This is a genomic window from Salinicoccus hispanicus, from assembly GCF_009831115.1.
Lineage (GTDB): Bacteria > Bacillota > Bacilli > Staphylococcales > Salinicoccaceae > Salinicoccus > Salinicoccus hispanicus.
Window position 1 is genome coordinate 181,958 of record NZ_WUUK01000002.1, and the last position, 19,066, is coordinate 201,023.

A 19,066-nucleotide genomic window follows, 5' to 3' on the forward strand; every position below is an offset into this window, starting at 1 on the left:
GCTGTATGAATCATGAATCCTGTGGATCCGGAATGTCTTCCTTGTTTGTTTTGTCTTTACGACCCACAGAGATGAATAGGGCGATTCCGAGTATGATGGCAATGCCCAGAATCTGATACCAGCCTATGCTGATGTTCAGCCATAAGACGGAACTGACGACTGCTGATGCAGGTTCCAATGTCCCGAGAATGCCTGCTTCTTTTGATGAGATATGCTTCAGACTGCTGATATATAGAAGAAAAGCCAGCGTGGTTCCAATCATTACTGATAGAAGCAGAATCATGATCAAAGCTGCGGTCCACTCGAATTCACGGTCGAACTGCCAGAGAGGATGAATGAAGTTCATTACAATACCGCCGATGAACATAGACCCACCGACGAGCTGAAGCGGATGCAGACGATAGAGCAGTATCTGTGCATGAAGGGTATAGTAGGAGAGTGCCACACCCGATATCAGTCCCCATATGAGCGCAGGGGGAGAAACGATGAGTGCTGAAAAATTGCCGTCTGTAGCAAGTAGTATGACACCCGCAATCATGGCGATGATGATGAGTCCATCGGCATAACTCCATTTTGAAAATTTGCGTATGACCAGCCATAGAATGATGTAGATGGGACCGGTATACTGAAGTACTGTGGCAATGGCTGCATTACCATGACCGATCGCTGCCATGAACGAATACTGGACCATCGTCATTCCGAATAGGCTGTAGATGACGAGCATGGCGAGGGTGCGCCGGTCCAGACGAACCGGCTGCTGCTTTCTTGAAAATAGCCAGTACGCAGCAAGAAGAATGATGCCGCTCACAGTGAGCCTGAAGGCAACATACCATTCCACGGTAACCGGCGTATTCCTGAATATGTAGTCGGCGGCCGTTCCACCTATTCCCCATAACGTAGCGCCAATCAGAACAAAAATCAGACCACGAATATGTTTCGATCCAGTTGTCATACATATGTCTCCTTTCCCATTATCAAAAGAATAGTCGAAACCGTCCGGGAATTCAATGCCCAGCAATAAACGTCTACGACGCTCTCATGCTATACTGGGGGCATGATATAGACATTGGAGGAGAAAAGAATGGCACTTGATCATTGGTACGATCAGGCAATCGTAACTGAAACGTATAAAGAAGGCATGGCACAGCACAGGCAGAACTTGCAGAAAGTATACGACAAGTTCCAGATCCCGGAAGACAATGACTTTTTCCGTCGCCTTGAAGCACGGTCTCTCCGAGTGATTGCGATTACAGAGGACTGGTGCGGGGATGCCATGATGAATATCCCCATCCTGCTTCATCTTGCAGAGAAGAGCCACATGCAGGTACGCATGATTCTGAGGGACAGCAACCTGGAACTCATGGACCAGTACTTGACCAACGGCAAATCACGCTCCATTCCAATATTCATTTTTATAGATGAAAATGGCGAAGAAGTCACGCATTGGAGGCCACGTGCAGAAGCGGTCCAAAACGCAGTCGATCAGCTGATGGGTGGATTGCCGGATAAAGAAACACCGGAATATGATGCAGCATTCAAAGAAGCCATCAAAACATTGACAGCGCGTTTTGTCAGCGATGAGGAAATGTGGCATGAGACTTATGGAAGCATCAAGGAGAAGCTTGAGAAAAATATCTGAATGACAGCATGACAAAAGAGGTGCCCCGCCCGGGGCACCTCTTTTGATCTTTAAGCCAGCCTTATTTCCTATACTGCAGTCCGATGAACTGCATTTTTTCATTGAAAAGCTTCGGGTAGGCCAGATATCCGACCATGACGGATGACATGGCGGCTGTGGTCAATAGCAGAAACAGGATCAGAAGCTGGTACATGACAGCTTCCATCGGATCGGCACCGCCGATGATCAGTCCGCTCATCATACCCGGAAGCTGGACGAGACCCATCGTCTTCTGTGCTTCGATCGTCGGTATCATGCTGGTCTGTATGGCGGACTTCAGACTTTTATCGACGGCCACTTTCGGCTTTCCCCCCATGGAAAGTATGAGTTCGATGGTCTCGTCACTGCGGTCGACTTCATCTTTGAATTTATTCAGGAATAGAAGGGAGAGTACCATGCAGTTGCCGATGACCATTCCGCTGATCGGGATGACTTCCTCCGGGACGAATGGGATGATGCCGAATCCGAGCATGATGCCCATCGTCACGACTTCCACAACGACAAGGGTGAGGACGATCATCCAGGTGATGCCCGGGATGCCGTCTCCTTTTTTAATGATATTCTGTGTTGCTGCAGCGATCATCAGCAGGATCATCAGGATGATGAAGATTGGATCATCACTTTCGAACACGAATGTTAGAATATAGCCGATGATCAGCAATTGTATGATCGACCGGACGGTCGCGATGATGATATCTTTTTCCAGTCCCAGTTTCAGCACCAGGGCCAGTCCAAGTGGAATGGCGATGAATATGAGTGACAGGGAGAGCTGTGCGTATGTCAAAGTGCTTCCCCCTCGAGAAATTTTTTGATGAGTGGATTGTCGGAGTCATCAATGAATGAAGCATCCCCGTATTCGATGAGTTTCCCGCCTGCGAGAAACCACATGTCATCGCTGACACGCCGGGCCTGATCAAGATCGTGGGTGATCCAGATGACAGTGACATTGTACTCGCGCTGCAGTCTGATAATGAGGCGCTCCACTTCCTTTACCATGCGGTAGTCGAGGCTTGCGGTGATTTCATCCAGCAGCAGAACTTCGGGACGGTTGACAAGCGTGCGGGCAATCGACACGCGGCTCTTCTCACCACCGGACAGTGACTTGATTTTCTGATCCAGTGGAATGCCTCCGAGATCGACACGATGCAGCAGCTCTACTGCGCGGTCCTGCGGCAGCTTTTCATTGAATATGGCTTTCGGCAGATTGAGGTTGTCATATACTGTGCCGCCGATCATCGGTGCACTCTGAAAAGCCATGCCGATGCGCTTTCTCAGTTCAATCATATCCATATCCTGGATGTTTTTCCCTTTGAAGAATATATTGCCGGAATCCGGGGACAGGAGACCATTGATATGCTTCAGACATGTCGTCTTGCCTGCACCACTTGGGCCGACAAAAGTTGTAATTCTGGCTTCATTGAAGTGGCCGCTGATATCATGGAGGATGTTCTGATGGCTTACATTTTCAAATTCGATTATACTCATATTGAAGTGTGCTCCTTAAAAGTTGTGTTACAATAAAGCAAGGTGATTTTTATGATTTATATTGGATTGACAGGCTGGGGAGATCATCACGATCTCTATGCGGACCTTTCAAATAAAAAAGATAAACTGGCTACATACGCCGGCTATTTTCCGATTGTTGAGCTGGATTCCACCTATTATGCCATCCAGCGTACATCAACAGTTGAAAAGTGGTGTAATGAAACACCGGACAAATTCAAATTTGTTGTCAAAGCCCACCAGTACATGACCGGACACAGTGACTATCGCGACCACTATGATTCCATCAAGGATGTCTTCAGTGCGTACCGTGACATGCTGCGCCCGATGGACAAGGCAGGCAAACTCGGCTTCGTCCTTCTTCAGTTTCCTCCATGGTTCGACTGCAACCACAAGAACATCCGCTATGTAAAATACGCCACAGAGCAGCTTCAGCCATACAAGGTGGCCGTCGAGTTCAGGAACCAGACATGGTTCCAGGAACAGTACCGGGAAGAGACATTGTCATTTCTCGACGCTAATAATATCATCCACAGCATCTGTGATGAACCCCAGGCTGGGATGGGCAGCATTCCCTTTGTCAACCGCGTGACAAATCGGACGGCCTTCATCAGGCTCCATGGGCGTAATGTACATGGGTGGACTCAGAAGGACCGCACCAGCGAGGAATGGCGCAACGTGAGATATCTATATGATTATAACAAAGAAGAATTGGAATGGCTTAGGAAACAGATCGAAATTCTGAAGCATAAGACCAAGGATATCTATATCGTTTTCAACAACAACTCCGGCGGACATGCCGCAGGCAACGCCCAGGATCTCATGGCACTGATGGGGATACGCTATGACGGGCTGTCACCGAAACAGTTGAAATTATTCTAGTGTATCAAGACAAAGGGGAAATTCCGAGGGATAACTACGACCAGAATCTTCTGGTTCTCTAAAGGAGTAATACGAATGGAATACATCATCCTCATACTGATCGGACTTCTTGCATCGACCCTGGGTGCCCTGGTCGGCATCGGTGGTGGCGTCATCATTGTACCGTTGCTCATTTTCTTTGGTATCAATGCAGGAATACTGGAACGCATCACCCCCCAGAGTGCCGTCGGTACTTCAAGTCTCGTCCTGATTGTCATCGGCCTGTCTGCAATGATCTCCTATGGACGGAGCAACCAGGTCGATATGAAAAATGGCTTGCGGTTTCTTATCGGCATCATGCCCGGTGCTTTCATAGGATCCTACGCCAGCCAGTTCTTCACTATTGACAGCTTCAACCTTTACTTTGGCATATTTCTGATCTTTCTAAGCACACTGCTTATCATAAGGGATAGGATCAAACCGATTTCCATCTTTCAGAACGAACGCTATATGGAGCCGCACGTTGACAATATGGGTGATGTCCACCACTATGGTTTTCCTGCATATATCGCCATTATTTCAACATTCATCGTCGGTTTCTTCACAGGCCTCTTCGGTATAGGTGGTGGGGCGCTGATGACACCGCTCATGCTGCTCGTATTCCGCATGCCGGCATCCATCGCCATCGGAACGAGCATGATGATGGTCTTCTTTTCCGGATCAGCAGCTGCCGTCGGCCATGTGCTGCAGGGCAATGTGGATTTCTGGTACGCGCTCTTCATCGTTCCAGCAGCCTTCATCGGTGCCAAGATCGGTGTATCGATCAATCGGCGTTTCAATTCCGATACAATGGTTGTCGTGCTGCGTACTGTTCTGCTGCTGCTTGGCGTATACATGATTCTACAGACCATCATATAGAGGTGATTCGATGGAAGTGAAGCTTTTCCATACAAATGACATTCATAGTCATCTATACAACTACTTGAAAATTAAAGACTTTCTGCACAATAAAAAACGTCAGCATAAGAATAATATGATGTATGTCGACCTCGGAGATCATGTCGACCGATCGCATCCCTATACCGAAGCGACACTCGGCAAGGGCAATATCGACATACTTAATGAAGCTGGATGCGAAGTGGCGACCATCGGTAATAATGAAGGCATCACGCTGCAGAAGGATGATCTCAAAGCCCTGTATGATAATGCGGATTTCGACGTCATCTGCGCCAACTTGCGCGAAGTGGGCGGTGAGGATCCCTACTTCAAACCGTATGTCATCAAAGAGGTCAACGGCATCAAGTTCGGGTTCATTGCGGCCACCGTCGAATTCACGCCTTTCTACAAGGCACTCGGCTGGGAAGTGTCGGAGAGCTTCGACTGGATTCTCAGGGCGATCCGCGAAATCAATACAGAAGTCGACTGCATTGTCATGATGAGCCATCTGGGCAGGTATGACGATGAATCGCTTGCGATGATGTTCCCTGAAATAGACGTCATATTGAGTTCGCATACCCATCACTACTTTGAACAGGGCGAATGGATCGGCGACACGCTTCTTGCAGCTGCCGGACGCTACGGTGACTATGTCGGCGAGGTGACGCTCGAGTTTGAAGGGAAGCAGCTTGTCGGCAAGCGTGCCCACCTTTATGACACGGACCTGCTTACCAGCAGCGATGATCATTATTACGAAATCGGCCGGGACATGCTGTCCACTGTCATCAAGGATTCCGCTGCACCGATTGAACGCAGACTCTATTCTACGAGCAGTTTCATCACATCGCTCGCCCGCATGGTCCGCCTGTTTACAGACAGCGATGTAGGTCTGGTCCATACGGGTCTCATTGTGAAGTCGTTCGAGGGCGGCACGCTGACGGAATATGATCTGCACAAAGTTCTGCCCCATGCCATCAACACGGTCCAGATCGAGCTGACAGGACGGGAACTGAAAGAAATCTTCAACCAGGCATCCCAGCACGAATTCAAGGATGAGATCATACGGGGGCTTGGTTTCAGAGGTGATATATTCGGCTGCTTTGTTGCCGAGAATATCGGCTACGTCCAGTCCGAACGGGAGTACTACATCAATGGAGAAGTGATCAAGGACCGCAGGCACTATACGCTCGGTACATTGGACATGTATACATTCGGCAGGATATTCCCTCAGTTCCGATACTCGAAGAAAGTGTACAAGATGCCTGAATTCCTGAGGGATATCGTCAAGATCTACGGCTCGGAATTGTAGTTGAAAAACATGCAATATATGCTATAATATTCTATAACAATTGAAGAACGAAAAAGTAGAGGTCGCAACGGCTAGGAGTACATGGGGGAGCAGGCATGCTTTGAACTCATGGAAAGGAGCAGTTGCCGAAGGATGCGCCCGGCGGGGTGATGTTCTGGGGTCAGGTCGAACAGGCTTGGCACTGTCATTGCGATGATGCGCTACAACCTGGTGAAAGACGTCATGGTGGCTGATTCTGTAATGCTGCTGTGATGTCTTTTTTGTAGTCCAAATAATTTTCAGGAGGATATATATGGAAAATATACTTAACTGGGAGTACATCTCCCTCATCCCACCACTGCTCACACTGGTACTTGTGGTACTGACGCGCAAAGTGGGAATCAGTCTTGGTGTTGGCATCATCACTTCGGCATTTGTCGTTGCCGGTGCAGGCATCCTTGAAACCTTAGGAATAATATGGAGCAGCTTTGCCATGATTTTTATCGATGATGGTGCCATCAATACATGGAACGCCTTCATCTTGATCTTCCTCAGTCTGCTCGGTATCATGACAGCTTTCATCAACATGTCAGGTGGCGCCAAGGCGTTCACTGCGTGGGCGCTGACAAAGGTCAAGTCCCGCAGAGGAGCAAACTTCGCAACAGCACTGCTCGGCATCATCGTCTTCATCGATGACTACTTCAGTGCACTGATCGTCGGCCAGGTGGCCAAACCGCTTACTGACAAATACAACGTTTCGCGGGCAAAGCTTGCCTATCTGATCGATACGACCGCTTCACCGGTTTCCGTCATCGCACCGATATCAAGCTGGGGGGCCGGCATCATGGGGCTTGTGGCACCGCTTCTCACAGCAGCAGGTCTCGTTGCCATTTCGCCATTCCAGGCGTTCGTCTACATGATTCCAATGAATTTCTATGTATTGACGGCCATCGCAATGATGTTCATTGTCATTGCTACACGATTTGATATCGGTCCAATGCGCAAGCATGAAGCTTTGGCACTCAATGAAGGACGGGTCGTTGAAAACCCCCGGGAAGTACCTGGAGAAACGGATGAGGAACTCCCGGTGCATCAGGATGGCTCGGCGAAAGCGCTGATCATCCCGATTCTCGGTCTTGCGCTGACTGTCATCACAGCGATGTTCATTACAGGCGCAATGACTGGCGGCTCCGTGGATATCTTCAGCATTTTCGAAAATACACTTGTCACACATTCGCTTGTCATCGGCGGCATCGTCGGTCTGGCACTCAGCCTGTTCTACTTCTTCAAGGATACACGTCACGACAATGATTTCGGCCGGAGCGAGATCTGGCTTGGTGTAAAGACCGGCTTCATGGCGATGTTCCCGGCCATCCTCGTATTGACACTGGCCTGGATGATCGGGGATCTGATCGGTCAGCTTGGCACAGGGGAACTGCTCGGCGCCATGGTCGAACGCTCCAGCCTGCCGACCGGTGCCCTGCTTGCGGTTGTCTTCGCAGTGGCCTGTCTGATGGCATTGGCAACAGGGACGAGCTGGGGATCTTTCGGTATTCTGATTCCGATCACCGGTGAAATCATGATTTCTCTCGGTGAAACGGACCTGCTGCTGCCAAGCATCGCAGCTGTACTGGCCGGAGCGGTATTCGGAGACCACTGTTCACCGATATCCGACTCCACCATCCTGTCCTCGACAGGTGCAGGGTGCAATCATATCGTCCACGTCATGACACAGCTGCCATATGCAGTCGGATCTGCACTGATTGCGCTTGTCGGCTATCTGGTCCTCGGACTGACATCAAGCCTTCTGCTGTCTCTTGGTGTACTGCTGGTACTGATCATACTGGTCTTCATCATAGCGAAAGTCGTCTATACGCCGATTGCCAGAAGGAATGCACAATCATAATATCAGCTGTAAAACCTCCACTTCCGAGTGGAGGTTTTTTATTCATCCAATAATTTTAACAATTTAAATTTTTCCTACTTTGCCATTATAATTATGATAATATGAGTATGACATCTACATAAGGGGGCATTATGCCATGGCCACAAAAAACGAAGAGATTCTGAGAAAACCCGACTGGCTGAAGATCAAGCTGAATACGAACAAGAACTATACCGGTCTGAAGAAGATGATGCGGGAGAAGAACCTGCATACCGTGTGTGAAGAGGCGAAGTGTCCGAATATCCATGAGTGCTGGGGAGAGCGCCGTACAGCGACCTTCATGATACTTGGTGCGGTATGTACACGTGCCTGCAGATTCTGCGCTGTAAAGACCGGCCTCCCGAATGAGCTCGACTGGGATGAGCCGAACCGTGTGGCGGAATCCGTCCAGCTGATGAACTTGAAGCATGTGGTCATCACTGCAGTGGCGAGAGATGACCTCAAAGATGGCGGGTCCGCCGTCTATGCAGAAACTGTGAGAAAAGTGCGCGAGAAGAACCCGTTTACGACCATCGAAGTATTGCCATCCGACATGGGCGGCGAGTATGATAGTCTGAAGACATTGATAGATGCGAAACCTGATATCATGAATCACAACATCGAAACCGTCGAGCGTCTGACGCCGAGAGTGCGTGCAAAGGCGAAGTATCACAGGACGCTTGAATTCCTGCAGCGTTCCAAAGAGATGTGTCCTGAAATACCGACTAAATCGAGTCTGATGGTCGGTCTGGGGGAGACGGTGGAGGAAATCCACCAGACAATGGACGATCTGAGAGCACATGATGTGGACATCATGACAATCGGACAGTATCTGCAGCCTTCGAGAAAACATCTTAAAGTCGAGAAATACTATACACCACTCGAATTCGGCAAACTTAGAAAAGTGGCGATGGAAAAAGGTTTCAAACACTGTCAGGCAGGACCGATGGTGCGTTCAAGCTACCATGCCGATGAGCAGGTGAATGAAGCGGCCAAGGCGAAGCAGGCCAAAGGCGATGAACTATTGAAAGGTGAGTAGAACTATGATTACGGTGGACCATATGAATTTCGAACTGGTCGAGAACTACCGGGATGCTTTTGATGAAACACAGTTTGACAGCAAATACAGCGAAGTGCTCAACAAGTATGATTATATTGTCGGAGACATCGGCTACGAAAAGCTGAGGCTGACCGGCTTCTACAGGGACAATAAGAAGAAGGTCGAGCGGGACAAGAAGTATAGTGCCATTGAGGACTATCTCTATGAATACTGCAACTTCGGATGTGCCTACTTCGTCCTGCGAAAGATTTCCAAAACGGAAATGAAAGAGCGCGAAGAGGAGTCGGACGAACCTGCTGATGCACCGGTGGATGATGTGGAAAATGAAGAAGCGTACGAAGAAAACGAACCCAGACCGACAAATAGCAGAACACTTGCTGCGCGCCAGCATACGGACGAACAGTAAAAAGCCTGCATTCCCAGAAAGGGAATGCAGGCTTGATTTTTAATATTCATCAGACGATGATTTCCGAGAGGAACGCCTCCACTTCGGCGGCCTCCTCGTCACTAAGCCCGAGTATATGGGCAATATACCCTTCCTCTTCGAGATCATCGGCCCCGATGATGCCGAACTTGCTGCTCTGGGTGTTCAGTACCAGACTTTTGCCGAAGTAGCGGTCGGTCTGGATGATGGCCAGGTCATATCGGGAGTGCTCTCCGACGAAGCTGACATAGCGTGTATTCGTATCTTCCGATTCATCATAAAGAAAGAAGTCGATCAAAGAGTTCGCCTCCAGTTCAAGTGTACTGGAATTATGCTATCATATTATTGAGAGAGTTACAAAAGAACGATGATAGGGGTGTTAAAGAATGTATTTTGTAGATAAGGACGTACTGATTGAACGTCTGGATTATATAGAGCTTCTGACAGAGGCATTTGAAGAAAGGGATGGTCTTGCTCTTGAGCGGTCATGCCATATGCTGATTGAAGCAGTCGTAGATGTCGGCAACATGATCATAGATGCATTCATCCTGCGTGATCCCGGCAGCTATAAGGATGTCATGGATATCATGGAAAATGAAGGGGTCATACCGGAGTCGGACAACCGGCATTTCCAGACAACATTCAAATGGCGCAGCGAACTGACCCGCAACTACACGAAACTTGATCATGAAGAGATGAAGATCAATTTTCTGGAACATCTATCAGCCTATCAGGACTATAGGAGAAATGTCTTCAGCTTCTTTGAAAATGAAGGTCAGGCAATTACAGCTTTTCGAGGTGACCAGCATGAAGTATGACGGATATCTGATCGACCTTGATGGAACGATGTATAATGGAAATACGGTCATCGACGGTGCCATCGACTTTGTAGACAGACTGAATAAAGCACATATCCCCTACGTCTTTCTGACCAACAATGCAACCAAAACACAGGAAGAGGCCGCGAAGAAATTGATCGACATGGGTTTTGATATCCATCCGGAGACACTTTATACATCCGCCATGGCGACAGCAGCCTATCTGGAAGTGGAGGCACCAGGGGCATCGGTTCACGTCATCGGCTCGGATGGTCTGAAATCGACTCTCGAAGCAGTGGGTTGTGTGATTACAGATGATAAGCCGGATTTTGTCGTGATGGGGCTCGATACAGCGCTTACCTATGAGAAACTGGCACTCGGTGCCCGTCTGATTTCAGCAGGTGCAACTTTCATATCGACCAATCCGGATAGGAAGTTCCCGAGTGATGAAGGGTTCCTGCCTGGAAATGGCTCCCTCGTCTCCGTACTCGCAAGCACGACCGATGTGGACCCGATCGTCATCGGCAAGCCTGAAGGCATCATCCTTGAAGCGGCGGTCCGGGCGCTTGGGCTGCAAAAGGAGCGCGTTCTGCTTGTTGGTGACAATTATGATACGGACATCCGGACCGGGCTCGACAATGGCGTGGATACGCTCCACGTCAATACTGGTGTCACTTCTGCAGAAGAGGTTAAGGAACAGGCCAGACAGCCTGAATACATGATCAATCAACTGAGTGAATGGAGTGTGGAATAGATGAAGAAGATCGTAATCACCCGAAAGATCAATCCGACGATGATCCAGAAGCTTGAAAAGGACTTTGAGGTGGTTGTATGGAACGAAGCAGAAAAACCGATGCCACGCGAACGCTTCCTTGAAGAGACATCGGATGCTCATGGTGTACTGGCCATGCTCAGTGATAAGGTCGATGAAGAGATGCTGTCGAATGCACAAAATCTGAAAGTTGTGGCCAATCTTGCGGTCGGCTATGACAATATCGACCTCGAGTCGGCGAGGGCGCACAAAGTCATCATTACAAATACGCCGGACGTCCTGACAGAAACGACTGCAGAGCTGGCATTCACCCTGATGCTTACATCTGCCCGCCGGGTGCTTGAGGCGAACCGTCAGCTGATGGCAGGTGAATGGTCCGGATGGAGCCCATACCATATGGCCGGCACCGATATATTCGGCAAAACAGTGGGCATATTCGGCATGGGTTCGATTGGAGCGGCGTTCGCCAGAAGACTGAGCGGTTTCCGTACGAAAGTACTCTATCATAACCGCAGCCAGTCCGAACTCGGTGACTCTCTTGGAGCAGAATTCGTTTCATTCGACGATCTGCTGTCCGCTTCCGACTTCATATTATGTGCAGCACCGCTGACGGACGAGACGAAGTACCGTTTTGATAAGGCGGCGTTCGAGCGCATGAAAGAGAGTGCATTCTTCATCAATATCGGACGGGGCGCCCATGTAGTTGAAGAAGACCTTGCCGAAGCGGTAGAACAGGGCCAGATCAGAGGTGCCGCCCTGGATGTATTTGAAAACGAACCGATCGGCAAGGATCATCCTTTTGTCGGCATGGACAACATGACATTGCTGCCGCATATCGGCAGTGCTTCAGTCGATACGAGGAATAACATGATGAACCTGTGTGTCAACAACGTAATGGAAGTATTGAACGGCGGCAAGCCGATCACGCCTGTGAAGTAGGATCCGCCCCTAAGGGGGCTTTATTCTCACAGCAATTGTCAACCTTAAATAAAAATAAGTTAACAAATGATGCGATCGATGTTATGATGGTATTCTAATTAGAAAAGAGGGGATTCCATGTCAACAAAACATCTGGTCTACATCGCTCTATTTGCAGCATTGATTGCGGTCGGTGCACAGATCCGACTGCCGATCGGTCCTGTACCTGTAACATTCCAGGTACCGATGGCACTTCTTGCAGGTCTGCTTCTCGGACCGAAACTTGGTGCAATGAGCGCGCTCGTCTATCTGCTCATGGGGCTTGTCGGCCTGCCGGTCTTTGCCGGTGGCGGTGGTCTCGCAACAGTTGTCTCTCCAACATTCGGATTCATAATCGGCCTGATACCAGCTGCCTTTTTTGCAGGACTTGGCACTGCCTATAGGACTCCGCTTGCCGGTACAGTCAGCTTTACGCTGATCGCGCTGTTCGCGGTCTTTCTGATCGGGTTCCTGTATTTCATTTTCATCATGAATAGTGTTATCGGAACACCTGTGAGTGCAGTTGAAGCCTTCAAAGTGGCGGTCCTGCCATTCATAGTGAAGGACATCGTAGTCGCCGTGCTCACCAGCCTGTTTGCGCGTACACTGCATGCACGCGGCCTTGATCTTGCAAGCAGCTGACTGAACGAAAAAAGCCACTGGATATTCCAGTGGCAAGGCTCATGCCTGGCTTTCCATCAATCTCTGGATCGGCTTCAGCTGCACATGACCGTCCTGAACAATTTCATCATTTATAGTGACGAGTGGATAGAACAGTTCATCATCATTGATGCGTTCGATGATGCTTTCGTCAAAGTCGGAAAGATTGTCATTCCGATCGATATCGATATAGCTGAAATTCAGGTCGTTTTCAGGATACTTCCGCGTGAGGACCGCTTCAAGCCATTCATAGGTATCCTTTGATCCTGGCGCATTGACGCAACTGGCACAGATGACATCACGTCCATAGACGTTGATCACATATTTCATAGAATAACATCCGCCTTTCAGATGATGGATTTTTCTTTTCATATCCATTATAATATACATATGATCATTTGCGTACGAAAGAATAAGGAGTGAATTTCATGACTACTAGCCAAGATACAATGTTTGAACAAGTCGATGAAGTACTTGATAAATTGCGTCCGTTCCTACTTAGAGATGGCGGAGACTGTGAACTCGTGGATGTAGAAGATGGTATTGTCAAGCTGCGCCTTCTTGGTGCTTGCGGCACTTGCCCAAGTTCTACCATTACGCTTAAAGCAGGCATTGAACGTGCACTGCTTGAGGAAGTACCAGGTTTTGTGGAAGTCGAGCAGGTATTCTAGACCATATACGAGAACAGCCCCCGCCAATGGCGGGGGCTGTTCTTTAATTGCCGAGCTTGTACATCCACAGCACACCGCTTTTGAGCATGCGTGCAATGCGGCCTGTAACGGTCCGTTCCTTGAGATAGGCGAACCCTTCCTTCGAGCCGAGTGAACCGAGAATGCCCTGCATCTTTATTTCCGGCATCTCGGACGGAAGTGGCTTTTCCTTTATAAGCGTATCGATGACTTCTGCAATCTGCTCCGCCTGGCCTTCTGCCACCTGTGCGGAAGGGGCGTGCTCGAGTGCTGCGGAATCACCGACGACATAGGCATTTTCGAAACCTGGAATCTGATGGTACTGGTTAAGGACAACACGGCCGCCGGCTCCGAATTCGACCGGCATCCCGCGTACTGCTTCCGCCGGCTGTACACCCGCTGTCCAGATGATCATATCAAGGTCTTGGGAGTCATTATTGTTATAGACCTTGTCTGTTTCGACCTTGACTATGTTGGAATTCGGAATGACTTCAACATCATTTTCATCGAACCATCTTTTGACATAGGCGCTGAGACGTGCCGGATACATCGGCAGAATGCGGTCGCCACGGTCGAACAGCTTGATGGTGAGGTCGCTGCGGGCTTCCCGCAGTTCACTGGCCACCTCGATACCGCTGAGTCCGGCACCGATGATGCCGACCTTGGCACCCGGGCTCAATGAACCGATCTTCTCGTAGGTGGCACGGGATTGCCTTAACGTCTGGATGCTGTAGGTATATTCACTGGCGCCCGGGACGTCATGGTACTTGTCTTCACAGCCGAGTCCGATGATGAGTGTGTCATAGCCGAGCGTCCGGTTTTCGAGAATGACCTTGTTTCCTTCGAGATCGATGCTTTTGATCGTATCATATACAATATTGACCTTATCATCATCCGGAAAGTCCACCCGGACTTTCTTTTCACTTTTTGTTCCAGCAGCAAGTGCGTAATATTCTGTCTTCAACCCGTGAAACGGGTTTTTGTCAACGAGCGTAATAGTAGAGTCGGATGGCAATTTGGGCAGAATGCGCTGAATGAAACGCATATTGCCATACCCGCCTCCGAGACACACAATGTTTTTCATAGTCAGTACCGCCTTGTTTAGAAATTCTATTACTTTCATTATAATGTTTAACAGTATAAACTACAATCGATGCAGGTAATAATACTGAGAAAGAGGGATTGCAATGTTTACCCTTGTGGAGTTCTGTTCATCGAACATGCTTAAGGGGACCGAAGCGGTGTATCGCACTTTGGATGAGGACCCGGAAATCGATGTACTGGACTACGGATGCCTGAATAGCTGCGGCCTATGCAGCAAGGCATTCTTTGTACTTGTGGACGGCGAGATCGTCAGCGCGATGACACCGGAGAAGCTGCTTGAGAAGGTCTATAGGAGAATAGACAGGAACCAGAGCCAGATTGAGGATTGGACTGATGATTTGAACTAGTCCGGTATTTACTTTATAATTAATATAATCAAAAAGTTAGAAGAGGTGATGAAATGTCTCATATAACTCTGACCGAAAGTGCGGCATACGAAGTGCGCGATATGCTGGAAGGCAACGACATGGCAGAAGGCTATCTCAGATTCAAGGTCCAGGGTGGCGGCTGCACAGGGCTGACCTATGGCATGGGAGCAGAAATGGAAAAATCCGAAAACGACGAAGTATACGAGTTCCATGGTGTCAAAGTACTGCTCGACAAGTATGACATTCCTGTCATCGATGGGACTGTAATAGATTTCAAGCAGTCGCTGATGGGCGGCGGCTTTACAATTGAAAATCCGAACGCAACACTCTCCTGTGGCTGCGGCTCATCATTCAGAACGGAGTCGAACGCCGGAACACCCCAGCCGGATTGCTGATAATTTAGCAAACCGCTTGATATATGTGAAGAAAATCGCTAATATTATAAGAGAATAATATTAGCGATTTCATTATGTCTAAATTTATGTGGAATTTAAATATCGGAGAGAAAAGGTGACTTAATAATGAGCTTTGAGAGAAAGAAAATTCTGGTGCTGGGTGCAGGATATGCTGGTCTGCAGACTGTGGCCAAACTTCAAAAACTGCTATCTCATCAAGATGCCGACATTACACTTATCAATAAGGACGAATATCACTACGAAGCGACCTGGCTGCATGAAACAGCAGCAGGTACAATCGATTGGGAAGAGGGCGTCTACCCGATCAATAAAGTCATCGACACTCAGAAAGTCGTCTTCGTACCGGCTGAAGTCACTGCTATCGACAAGGAAGCGCAGCAGGTGGAAACGACACAGGGCACATTCGACTATGACATTCTTGTCGTTGCACTTGGTTTCGAAAGTGAGACTTTCGGCATCGAAGGCATGCAAGAACATGCACATTCCCTTGTCAATCCGCAGACTGCACTTGCAGCACGCCAGGAAATCGAGCGCAATTTTGCAAAATACAAGCAGTCCAATGATGATAAGGATATTTCCATTCTTGTCGGCGGTGCCGGCTTTACGGGCATTGAATTCCTCGGTGAGCTCGTGGAGAGCATTCCTGAACTTTGCGAACGCCACGGTATCGACTACAATAAAGTGAAACTCACTTGTGTCGAAGCAGCACCAAAAATGCTGCCGATGTTCCCTGAAAACCTCGTCGACTACGCAATGCAGTACCTGAAGGACCGTGGCGTCAATTTCATGGTCGGCACACCGATTGTTGCTGCCAATGAGAATGGCTTCGTTGTTGAAGTGGATGGTGAAAAGCGGCAGCTCGAAGCGAGCAGCATCATCTGGACAGCAGGTGTACGCGGCAACAGGCTGATGGATGAATCATTCGACGGTGTCAAACGTGGACGTATCATTGTAAATGCTGATCTGCGCATCGAAGGCTACGACAACATCTACGCAATCGGCGATGTGGCAGCAGTCATGAACGGTGAAGAATCCCGTCCTTGGCCGACAACTGCTCAGATTGCAATGCAGCTTGGCGAGCATACAGCCAAAAATATCCAACTGTCATTAAAAGGTGAAAAACTTGAGGAGTTCTCCTACAATGACCGTGGTACGGTCTGCTCACTCGGTTCCAAAGATGGCATCGGTCTTGTAATGGGTCGTGAGATCAAAGGCCGCAAGGCTGCGTTCATGAAGCGCGTCATCGATTCCAGAGCAATATTCAAGATTGGTGGACCGATGCTTGCCGTTTCAAAAGGCAAGATGCTCTGATAAAACCGGTAACACAGGCATGGGTATTGATTCAATGCCCATGCTTTTTTTCATGTGGAGGGTAATAGAAAATGTCAATTATACAACTTGCAATATCCATGCTGCTTTTCTTTGTCCTATTCTATGGCATCAGCTTCATTCTGAATATGATATTGAAAATGACATGGCTGATGGTGGGCGTCTATCCTTTTATCGTCCTGCTCATCGTTGATGGCATATCATCAGCAGAATATTTCACAAATACATCCGAGGCTTTCAGTACTCTGGGAGAAAGGCTTGCCAACCTGCACATTGCTGATATTCTTATGCTCGGCAGTGGTCTGATCGGAACGATACTGGCAGGCATGACGATCCGGTATCTGCGTAAAGCCGGATACCAGATGTTCTAGGAGGAAGAATGATGGAATTTCAATTCCGTGACAAATATGTTGCAACAGAAGAACCAATTATAATCGGGCTGCCTCATGAGCCCGCACAGATGGCCAACTATGAAGAGGTCGACACACTGCTCAATGGGCAGCTGGAAGCAATCATCAAAGAAGATGTGCTGTCGACCGGATTCGGTACCGTAACAACTACCGGTGCGATCATACAGCGTGACTACCGTAAAGTCATTGCTGTCGGTCTTGGTGATGTCCGCATGCTCGATCGGGTCAAGCTATCGGAGGCACTCGGCAGCATGTTCCAGTTCCTTAAGGATACGGATACGGTCAAAGGACAGATACTGCTCGACACATTTCCTGTCGATTCGCATATGGCGGCTGAGCTGCTCGGAATCATGTCGGAGACCAGCGTGTATGAATTCAATTCCTATAAGGTGGATCAGGCGCCTCTTTTCAGTGAAACGGCAGCTTTTTCAATAACAAGCAGTGCAGATATCAAAGAGACTGTAACCCATTACAGAAGACTCGGTGAAGGGATCATCATGGCCAGGAATTTCAGCGAGACACCACCGAATCTGATGACGCCTGAAGTCATGGCAGACAAGATTGCTGGAATCTTCGAGTCCCATCCTTATGTTACCGGAGGTGTCAAAGACGAGGTGGCACTTGAAGCAGAGGGCTACGGTCTGATTACTGCAGTCGGTAAAGCATCAAGCGCCAAGCCGCGTCTTGTGACAATTGAATACCGCCATCCGGACGCAAAAGGCTATAAGCCTGTGGCACTTGTAGGAAAAGGCATCACATACGATACTGGTGGCTATTCCATCAAGTCAAAGACAGGCATGCCTGAGATGAAGTATGACATGGGCGGTGCCGCCAATGTCATCGGGATGGTCCACGCAGTATCGAATATGTCCTTGCCTGTACATATCATCGCGGTTGTTGCACTGGCGGAAAATATGATTGATGGCAATGCCATGCGACCTGATGATGTCTATACTTCCTACAGCGGCCAGTCGGTCGAAGTGAAGAACACGGATGCGGAAGGGCGCCTCGTACTTGGAGATGCGGTATTCCATGCGTCGCAGTACTCTCCGCGTCTGATCATGGATTTTGCTACACTGACAGGTGCTGTAGTGGCAGCGCTCGGTGACGAGCGGACGGGTGTCTTTACGAATAAGGATGCTGCCTTCCTGAATCCATTGATCGAAATGACAGAGCAGACCGGAGAAGCTGTCTGGCAGCTGCCCATTTCAGAAATAGAAGAGAGAAGCGTACGCCAGTCGGCAGTTGCAGATCTGACGAACCATGTCGAGAAGCCGGGGCGTGCGTCCTTTGCCGCCTGCTTCATCAAGCAGTTTGCAAATGGCACCCCATGGATCCATTTCGATATCGCTGGAACGGGAACGACTTCAAAAGCGACGCCTTACGGGCCGAAAGGGGCTACCGGTGTGATGATCCATACCATTGTAAAGATGTTTGAAACAGGTCACTTCCATGGATAGGACTGGTCTGATCGAGCTTCTGGATATCGTCACAGTAACTGAATCACCCGGCCTTATGGTCATGGAGATGCCGGTTTCTGCCAAAGTGCTGCAGCCGTTCGGGTATCTGCATGGCGGTGCCAATGTTGTGCTTGCCGAATCGGCAGCAAGCATGGGTGCCGCAGCAATCATCGAAGAAGATGAAATCACCTTCGGCATGGAAATCAATGCGAACCATATAAAGACGAAGCAGTCAGGTATACTGACTGCCACAGCAAGATGCCGCCATCAGGGCAGAAGCACACAAATATGGGAGATCGAGATTACAGATGAGGAAGAGAGTCTTGTCTGTCTCTCCCGATGTACAATGGCAGTAAAAAAGAAGAGATGAAAAAAAGGATGGATTCCTAAGGAATCCATCCTTTTTATG

The 19,066-nt window shown here is 48.9% G+C and carries 24 protein-coding genes and 1 riboswitch; of the genes, 18 read left to right on the forward strand and 6 right to left on the reverse strand.

Annotated features, from left to right (window positions below; genetic code table 11):
- Positions 1-10 precede the first annotated feature (10 nt).
- Entirely contained in the window at positions 11-952 is a 942-nt protein-coding gene (locus GQ671_RS05880; protein ID WP_160654096.1) for an EamA family transporter, read from the reverse strand.
- 129 nt (positions 953-1,081) lie between these two features.
- On the opposite strand from GQ671_RS05880, the gene GQ671_RS05885 reads away from it, so the two are divergent.
- The gene (locus GQ671_RS05885) at positions 1,082-1,639 is read left to right on the forward strand and encodes a thioredoxin family protein (RefSeq protein WP_160654099.1); all 558 of its coding nucleotides are present in this window, start codon (positions 1,082-1,084) and stop codon (positions 1,637-1,639) included.
- A 61-nt stretch (positions 1,640-1,700) separates the two neighbouring features.
- Here the strand turns inward: GQ671_RS05885 and GQ671_RS05890 are convergent, their stop codons facing one another.
- Both GQ671_RS05890 and GQ671_RS05895 read right to left on the reverse strand, forming a co-directional pair.
- The gene (locus tag GQ671_RS05890; RefSeq protein ID WP_160654101.1) at positions 1,701-2,462 is read right to left on the reverse strand and encodes an ABC transporter permease; all 762 of its coding nucleotides are present in this window, start codon (positions 2,460-2,462) and stop codon (positions 1,701-1,703) included.
- Positions 2,459-3,163 carry an ABC transporter ATP-binding protein gene (locus tag GQ671_RS05895; protein WP_160654105.1) on the reverse strand — a complete coding sequence of 235 codons (705 nt, stop codon included), beginning with the start codon at positions 3,161-3,163 and terminating at the stop codon, positions 2,459-2,461. Before GQ671_RS05895 ends, GQ671_RS05890 begins: the two co-directional genes overlap by 4 nt.
- A 51-nt stretch (positions 3,164-3,214) precedes the next feature.
- Between GQ671_RS05895 and GQ671_RS05900 the strand changes: the two genes are divergently transcribed.
- The 6 genes from GQ671_RS05900 to GQ671_RS05925 all read left to right on the forward strand — a co-directional run bounded on the left by GQ671_RS05900 (position 3,215) and on the right by GQ671_RS05925 (position 9,656).
- On the forward strand, positions 3,215-4,063 hold the full coding sequence (locus GQ671_RS05900) for a DUF72 domain-containing protein (RefSeq protein WP_160654107.1): 849 nt from the start codon (positions 3,215-3,217) through the stop codon (positions 4,061-4,063).
- A 75-nt stretch (positions 4,064-4,138) separates the two neighbouring features.
- Positions 4,139-4,960 (forward strand): sulfite exporter TauE/SafE family protein, encoded by an 822-nt coding sequence (locus tag GQ671_RS05905; RefSeq protein ID WP_160654110.1) that lies wholly within the window; start codon positions 4,139-4,141, stop codon positions 4,958-4,960.
- 10 nt (positions 4,961-4,970) lie between these two features.
- Positions 4,971-6,287, forward strand: a complete 1,317-nt coding sequence (locus GQ671_RS05910) for a bifunctional metallophosphatase/5'-nucleotidase (RefSeq protein ID WP_160654112.1) — start codon at positions 4,971-4,973, stop codon at positions 6,285-6,287.
- A 48-nt stretch (positions 6,288-6,335) separates the two neighbouring features.
- A riboswitch (Lysine riboswitch) is annotated at positions 6,336-6,498 on the forward strand.
- 81 nt (positions 6,499-6,579) lie between these two features.
- Positions 6,580-8,172 carry a Na+/H+ antiporter NhaC family protein gene (locus GQ671_RS05915; RefSeq protein WP_160654115.1) on the forward strand — a complete coding sequence of 531 codons (1,593 nt, stop codon included), beginning with the start codon at positions 6,580-6,582 and terminating at the stop codon, positions 8,170-8,172.
- A gap of 136 nt (positions 8,173-8,308) precedes the next feature.
- The gene (lipA, locus tag GQ671_RS05920) at positions 8,309-9,229 is read left to right on the forward strand and encodes a lipoyl synthase (protein ID WP_160654117.1); all 921 of its coding nucleotides are present in this window, start codon (positions 8,309-8,311) and stop codon (positions 9,227-9,229) included.
- A gap of 4 nt (positions 9,230-9,233) precedes the next feature.
- A complete protein-coding gene (locus GQ671_RS05925) occupies positions 9,234-9,656 on the forward strand; it encodes a YutD family protein (protein WP_160655014.1) in 423 nt (140 codons plus the stop codon).
- Between the two features lie 49 nt (positions 9,657-9,705).
- Here the strand turns inward: GQ671_RS05925 and GQ671_RS05930 are convergent, their stop codons facing one another.
- The gene (locus GQ671_RS05930; protein ID WP_160654119.1) at positions 9,706-9,972 is read right to left on the reverse strand and encodes a DUF3055 domain-containing protein; all 267 of its coding nucleotides are present in this window, start codon (positions 9,970-9,972) and stop codon (positions 9,706-9,708) included.
- A gap of 88 nt (positions 9,973-10,060) precedes the next feature.
- On the opposite strand from GQ671_RS05930, the gene GQ671_RS05935 reads away from it, so the two are divergent.
- From GQ671_RS05935 to GQ671_RS05950, 4 genes are all read left to right on the forward strand, one after another.
- Positions 10,061-10,492 carry a DUF86 domain-containing protein gene (locus GQ671_RS05935; protein WP_160654122.1) on the forward strand — a complete coding sequence of 144 codons (432 nt, stop codon included), beginning with the start codon at positions 10,061-10,063 and terminating at the stop codon, positions 10,490-10,492.
- Positions 10,443-11,246 (forward strand): TIGR01457 family HAD-type hydrolase, encoded by an 804-nt coding sequence (locus tag GQ671_RS05940; protein ID WP_246153178.1) that lies wholly within the window; start codon positions 10,443-10,445, stop codon positions 11,244-11,246. Before GQ671_RS05935 ends, GQ671_RS05940 begins: the two co-directional genes overlap by 50 nt.
- Positions 11,247-12,203 carry a 2-hydroxyacid dehydrogenase gene (locus GQ671_RS05945; protein WP_160654127.1) on the forward strand — a complete coding sequence of 319 codons (957 nt, stop codon included), beginning with the start codon at positions 11,247-11,249 and terminating at the stop codon, positions 12,201-12,203.
- 117 nt (positions 12,204-12,320) lie between these two features.
- The gene (locus GQ671_RS05950; RefSeq protein WP_160654130.1) at positions 12,321-12,863 is read left to right on the forward strand and encodes a biotin transporter BioY; all 543 of its coding nucleotides are present in this window, start codon (positions 12,321-12,323) and stop codon (positions 12,861-12,863) included.
- 39 nt (positions 12,864-12,902) lie between these two features.
- On the opposite strand, the gene GQ671_RS05955 is transcribed toward GQ671_RS05950, so the two are convergent.
- Complete coding sequence (locus GQ671_RS05955) at positions 12,903-13,211, reverse strand: YuzD family protein (RefSeq protein WP_160654132.1); 309 nt, start codon at positions 13,209-13,211, stop codon at positions 12,903-12,905.
- A 98-nt stretch (positions 13,212-13,309) separates the two neighbouring features.
- On the opposite strand from GQ671_RS05955, the gene GQ671_RS05960 reads away from it, so the two are divergent.
- A complete protein-coding gene (locus GQ671_RS05960) occupies positions 13,310-13,552 on the forward strand; it encodes a NifU family protein (RefSeq protein WP_145284074.1) in 243 nt (80 codons plus the stop codon).
- 43 nt (positions 13,553-13,595) lie between these two features.
- On the opposite strand, the gene GQ671_RS05965 is transcribed toward GQ671_RS05960, so the two are convergent.
- Positions 13,596-14,654, reverse strand: coding sequence for an NAD(P)/FAD-dependent oxidoreductase (locus tag GQ671_RS05965; RefSeq protein ID WP_160654134.1), 1,059 nt, complete (start codon positions 14,652-14,654; stop codon positions 13,596-13,598).
- A 103-nt stretch (positions 14,655-14,757) separates the two neighbouring features.
- Here GQ671_RS05965 and GQ671_RS05970 point away from each other — a divergent pair, with 103 nt between their 5' ends.
- The 6 genes from GQ671_RS05970 (at position 14,758) to GQ671_RS05995 (ending at position 19,027) form a co-directional block, all read left to right on the forward strand.
- A complete protein-coding gene (locus tag GQ671_RS05970; protein WP_160654137.1) occupies positions 14,758-15,021 on the forward strand; it encodes a YuzB family protein in 264 nt (87 codons plus the stop codon).
- Positions 15,022-15,074: 53 nt separating this feature from the next.
- Positions 15,075-15,437, forward strand: a complete 363-nt coding sequence (locus tag GQ671_RS05975) for a HesB/IscA family protein (RefSeq protein WP_160654140.1) — start codon at positions 15,075-15,077, stop codon at positions 15,435-15,437.
- A gap of 126 nt (positions 15,438-15,563) precedes the next feature.
- Positions 15,564-16,769, forward strand: a complete 1,206-nt coding sequence (locus GQ671_RS05980) for an NAD(P)/FAD-dependent oxidoreductase (RefSeq protein ID WP_160654143.1) — start codon at positions 15,564-15,566, stop codon at positions 16,767-16,769.
- A gap of 71 nt (positions 16,770-16,840) precedes the next feature.
- The gene (locus tag GQ671_RS05985; RefSeq protein ID WP_160654149.1) at positions 16,841-17,158 is read left to right on the forward strand and encodes a YuiB family protein; all 318 of its coding nucleotides are present in this window, start codon (positions 16,841-16,843) and stop codon (positions 17,156-17,158) included.
- 11 nt (positions 17,159-17,169) lie between these two features.
- Entirely contained in the window at positions 17,170-18,657 is a 1,488-nt protein-coding gene (locus GQ671_RS05990) for a leucyl aminopeptidase family protein (RefSeq protein ID WP_160654152.1), read from the forward strand.
- Positions 18,650-19,027, forward strand: coding sequence for a PaaI family thioesterase (locus GQ671_RS05995; protein ID WP_160654155.1), 378 nt, complete (start codon positions 18,650-18,652; stop codon positions 19,025-19,027). Before GQ671_RS05990 ends, GQ671_RS05995 begins: the two co-directional genes overlap by 8 nt.
- Positions 19,028-19,066 lie beyond the last annotated feature (39 nt).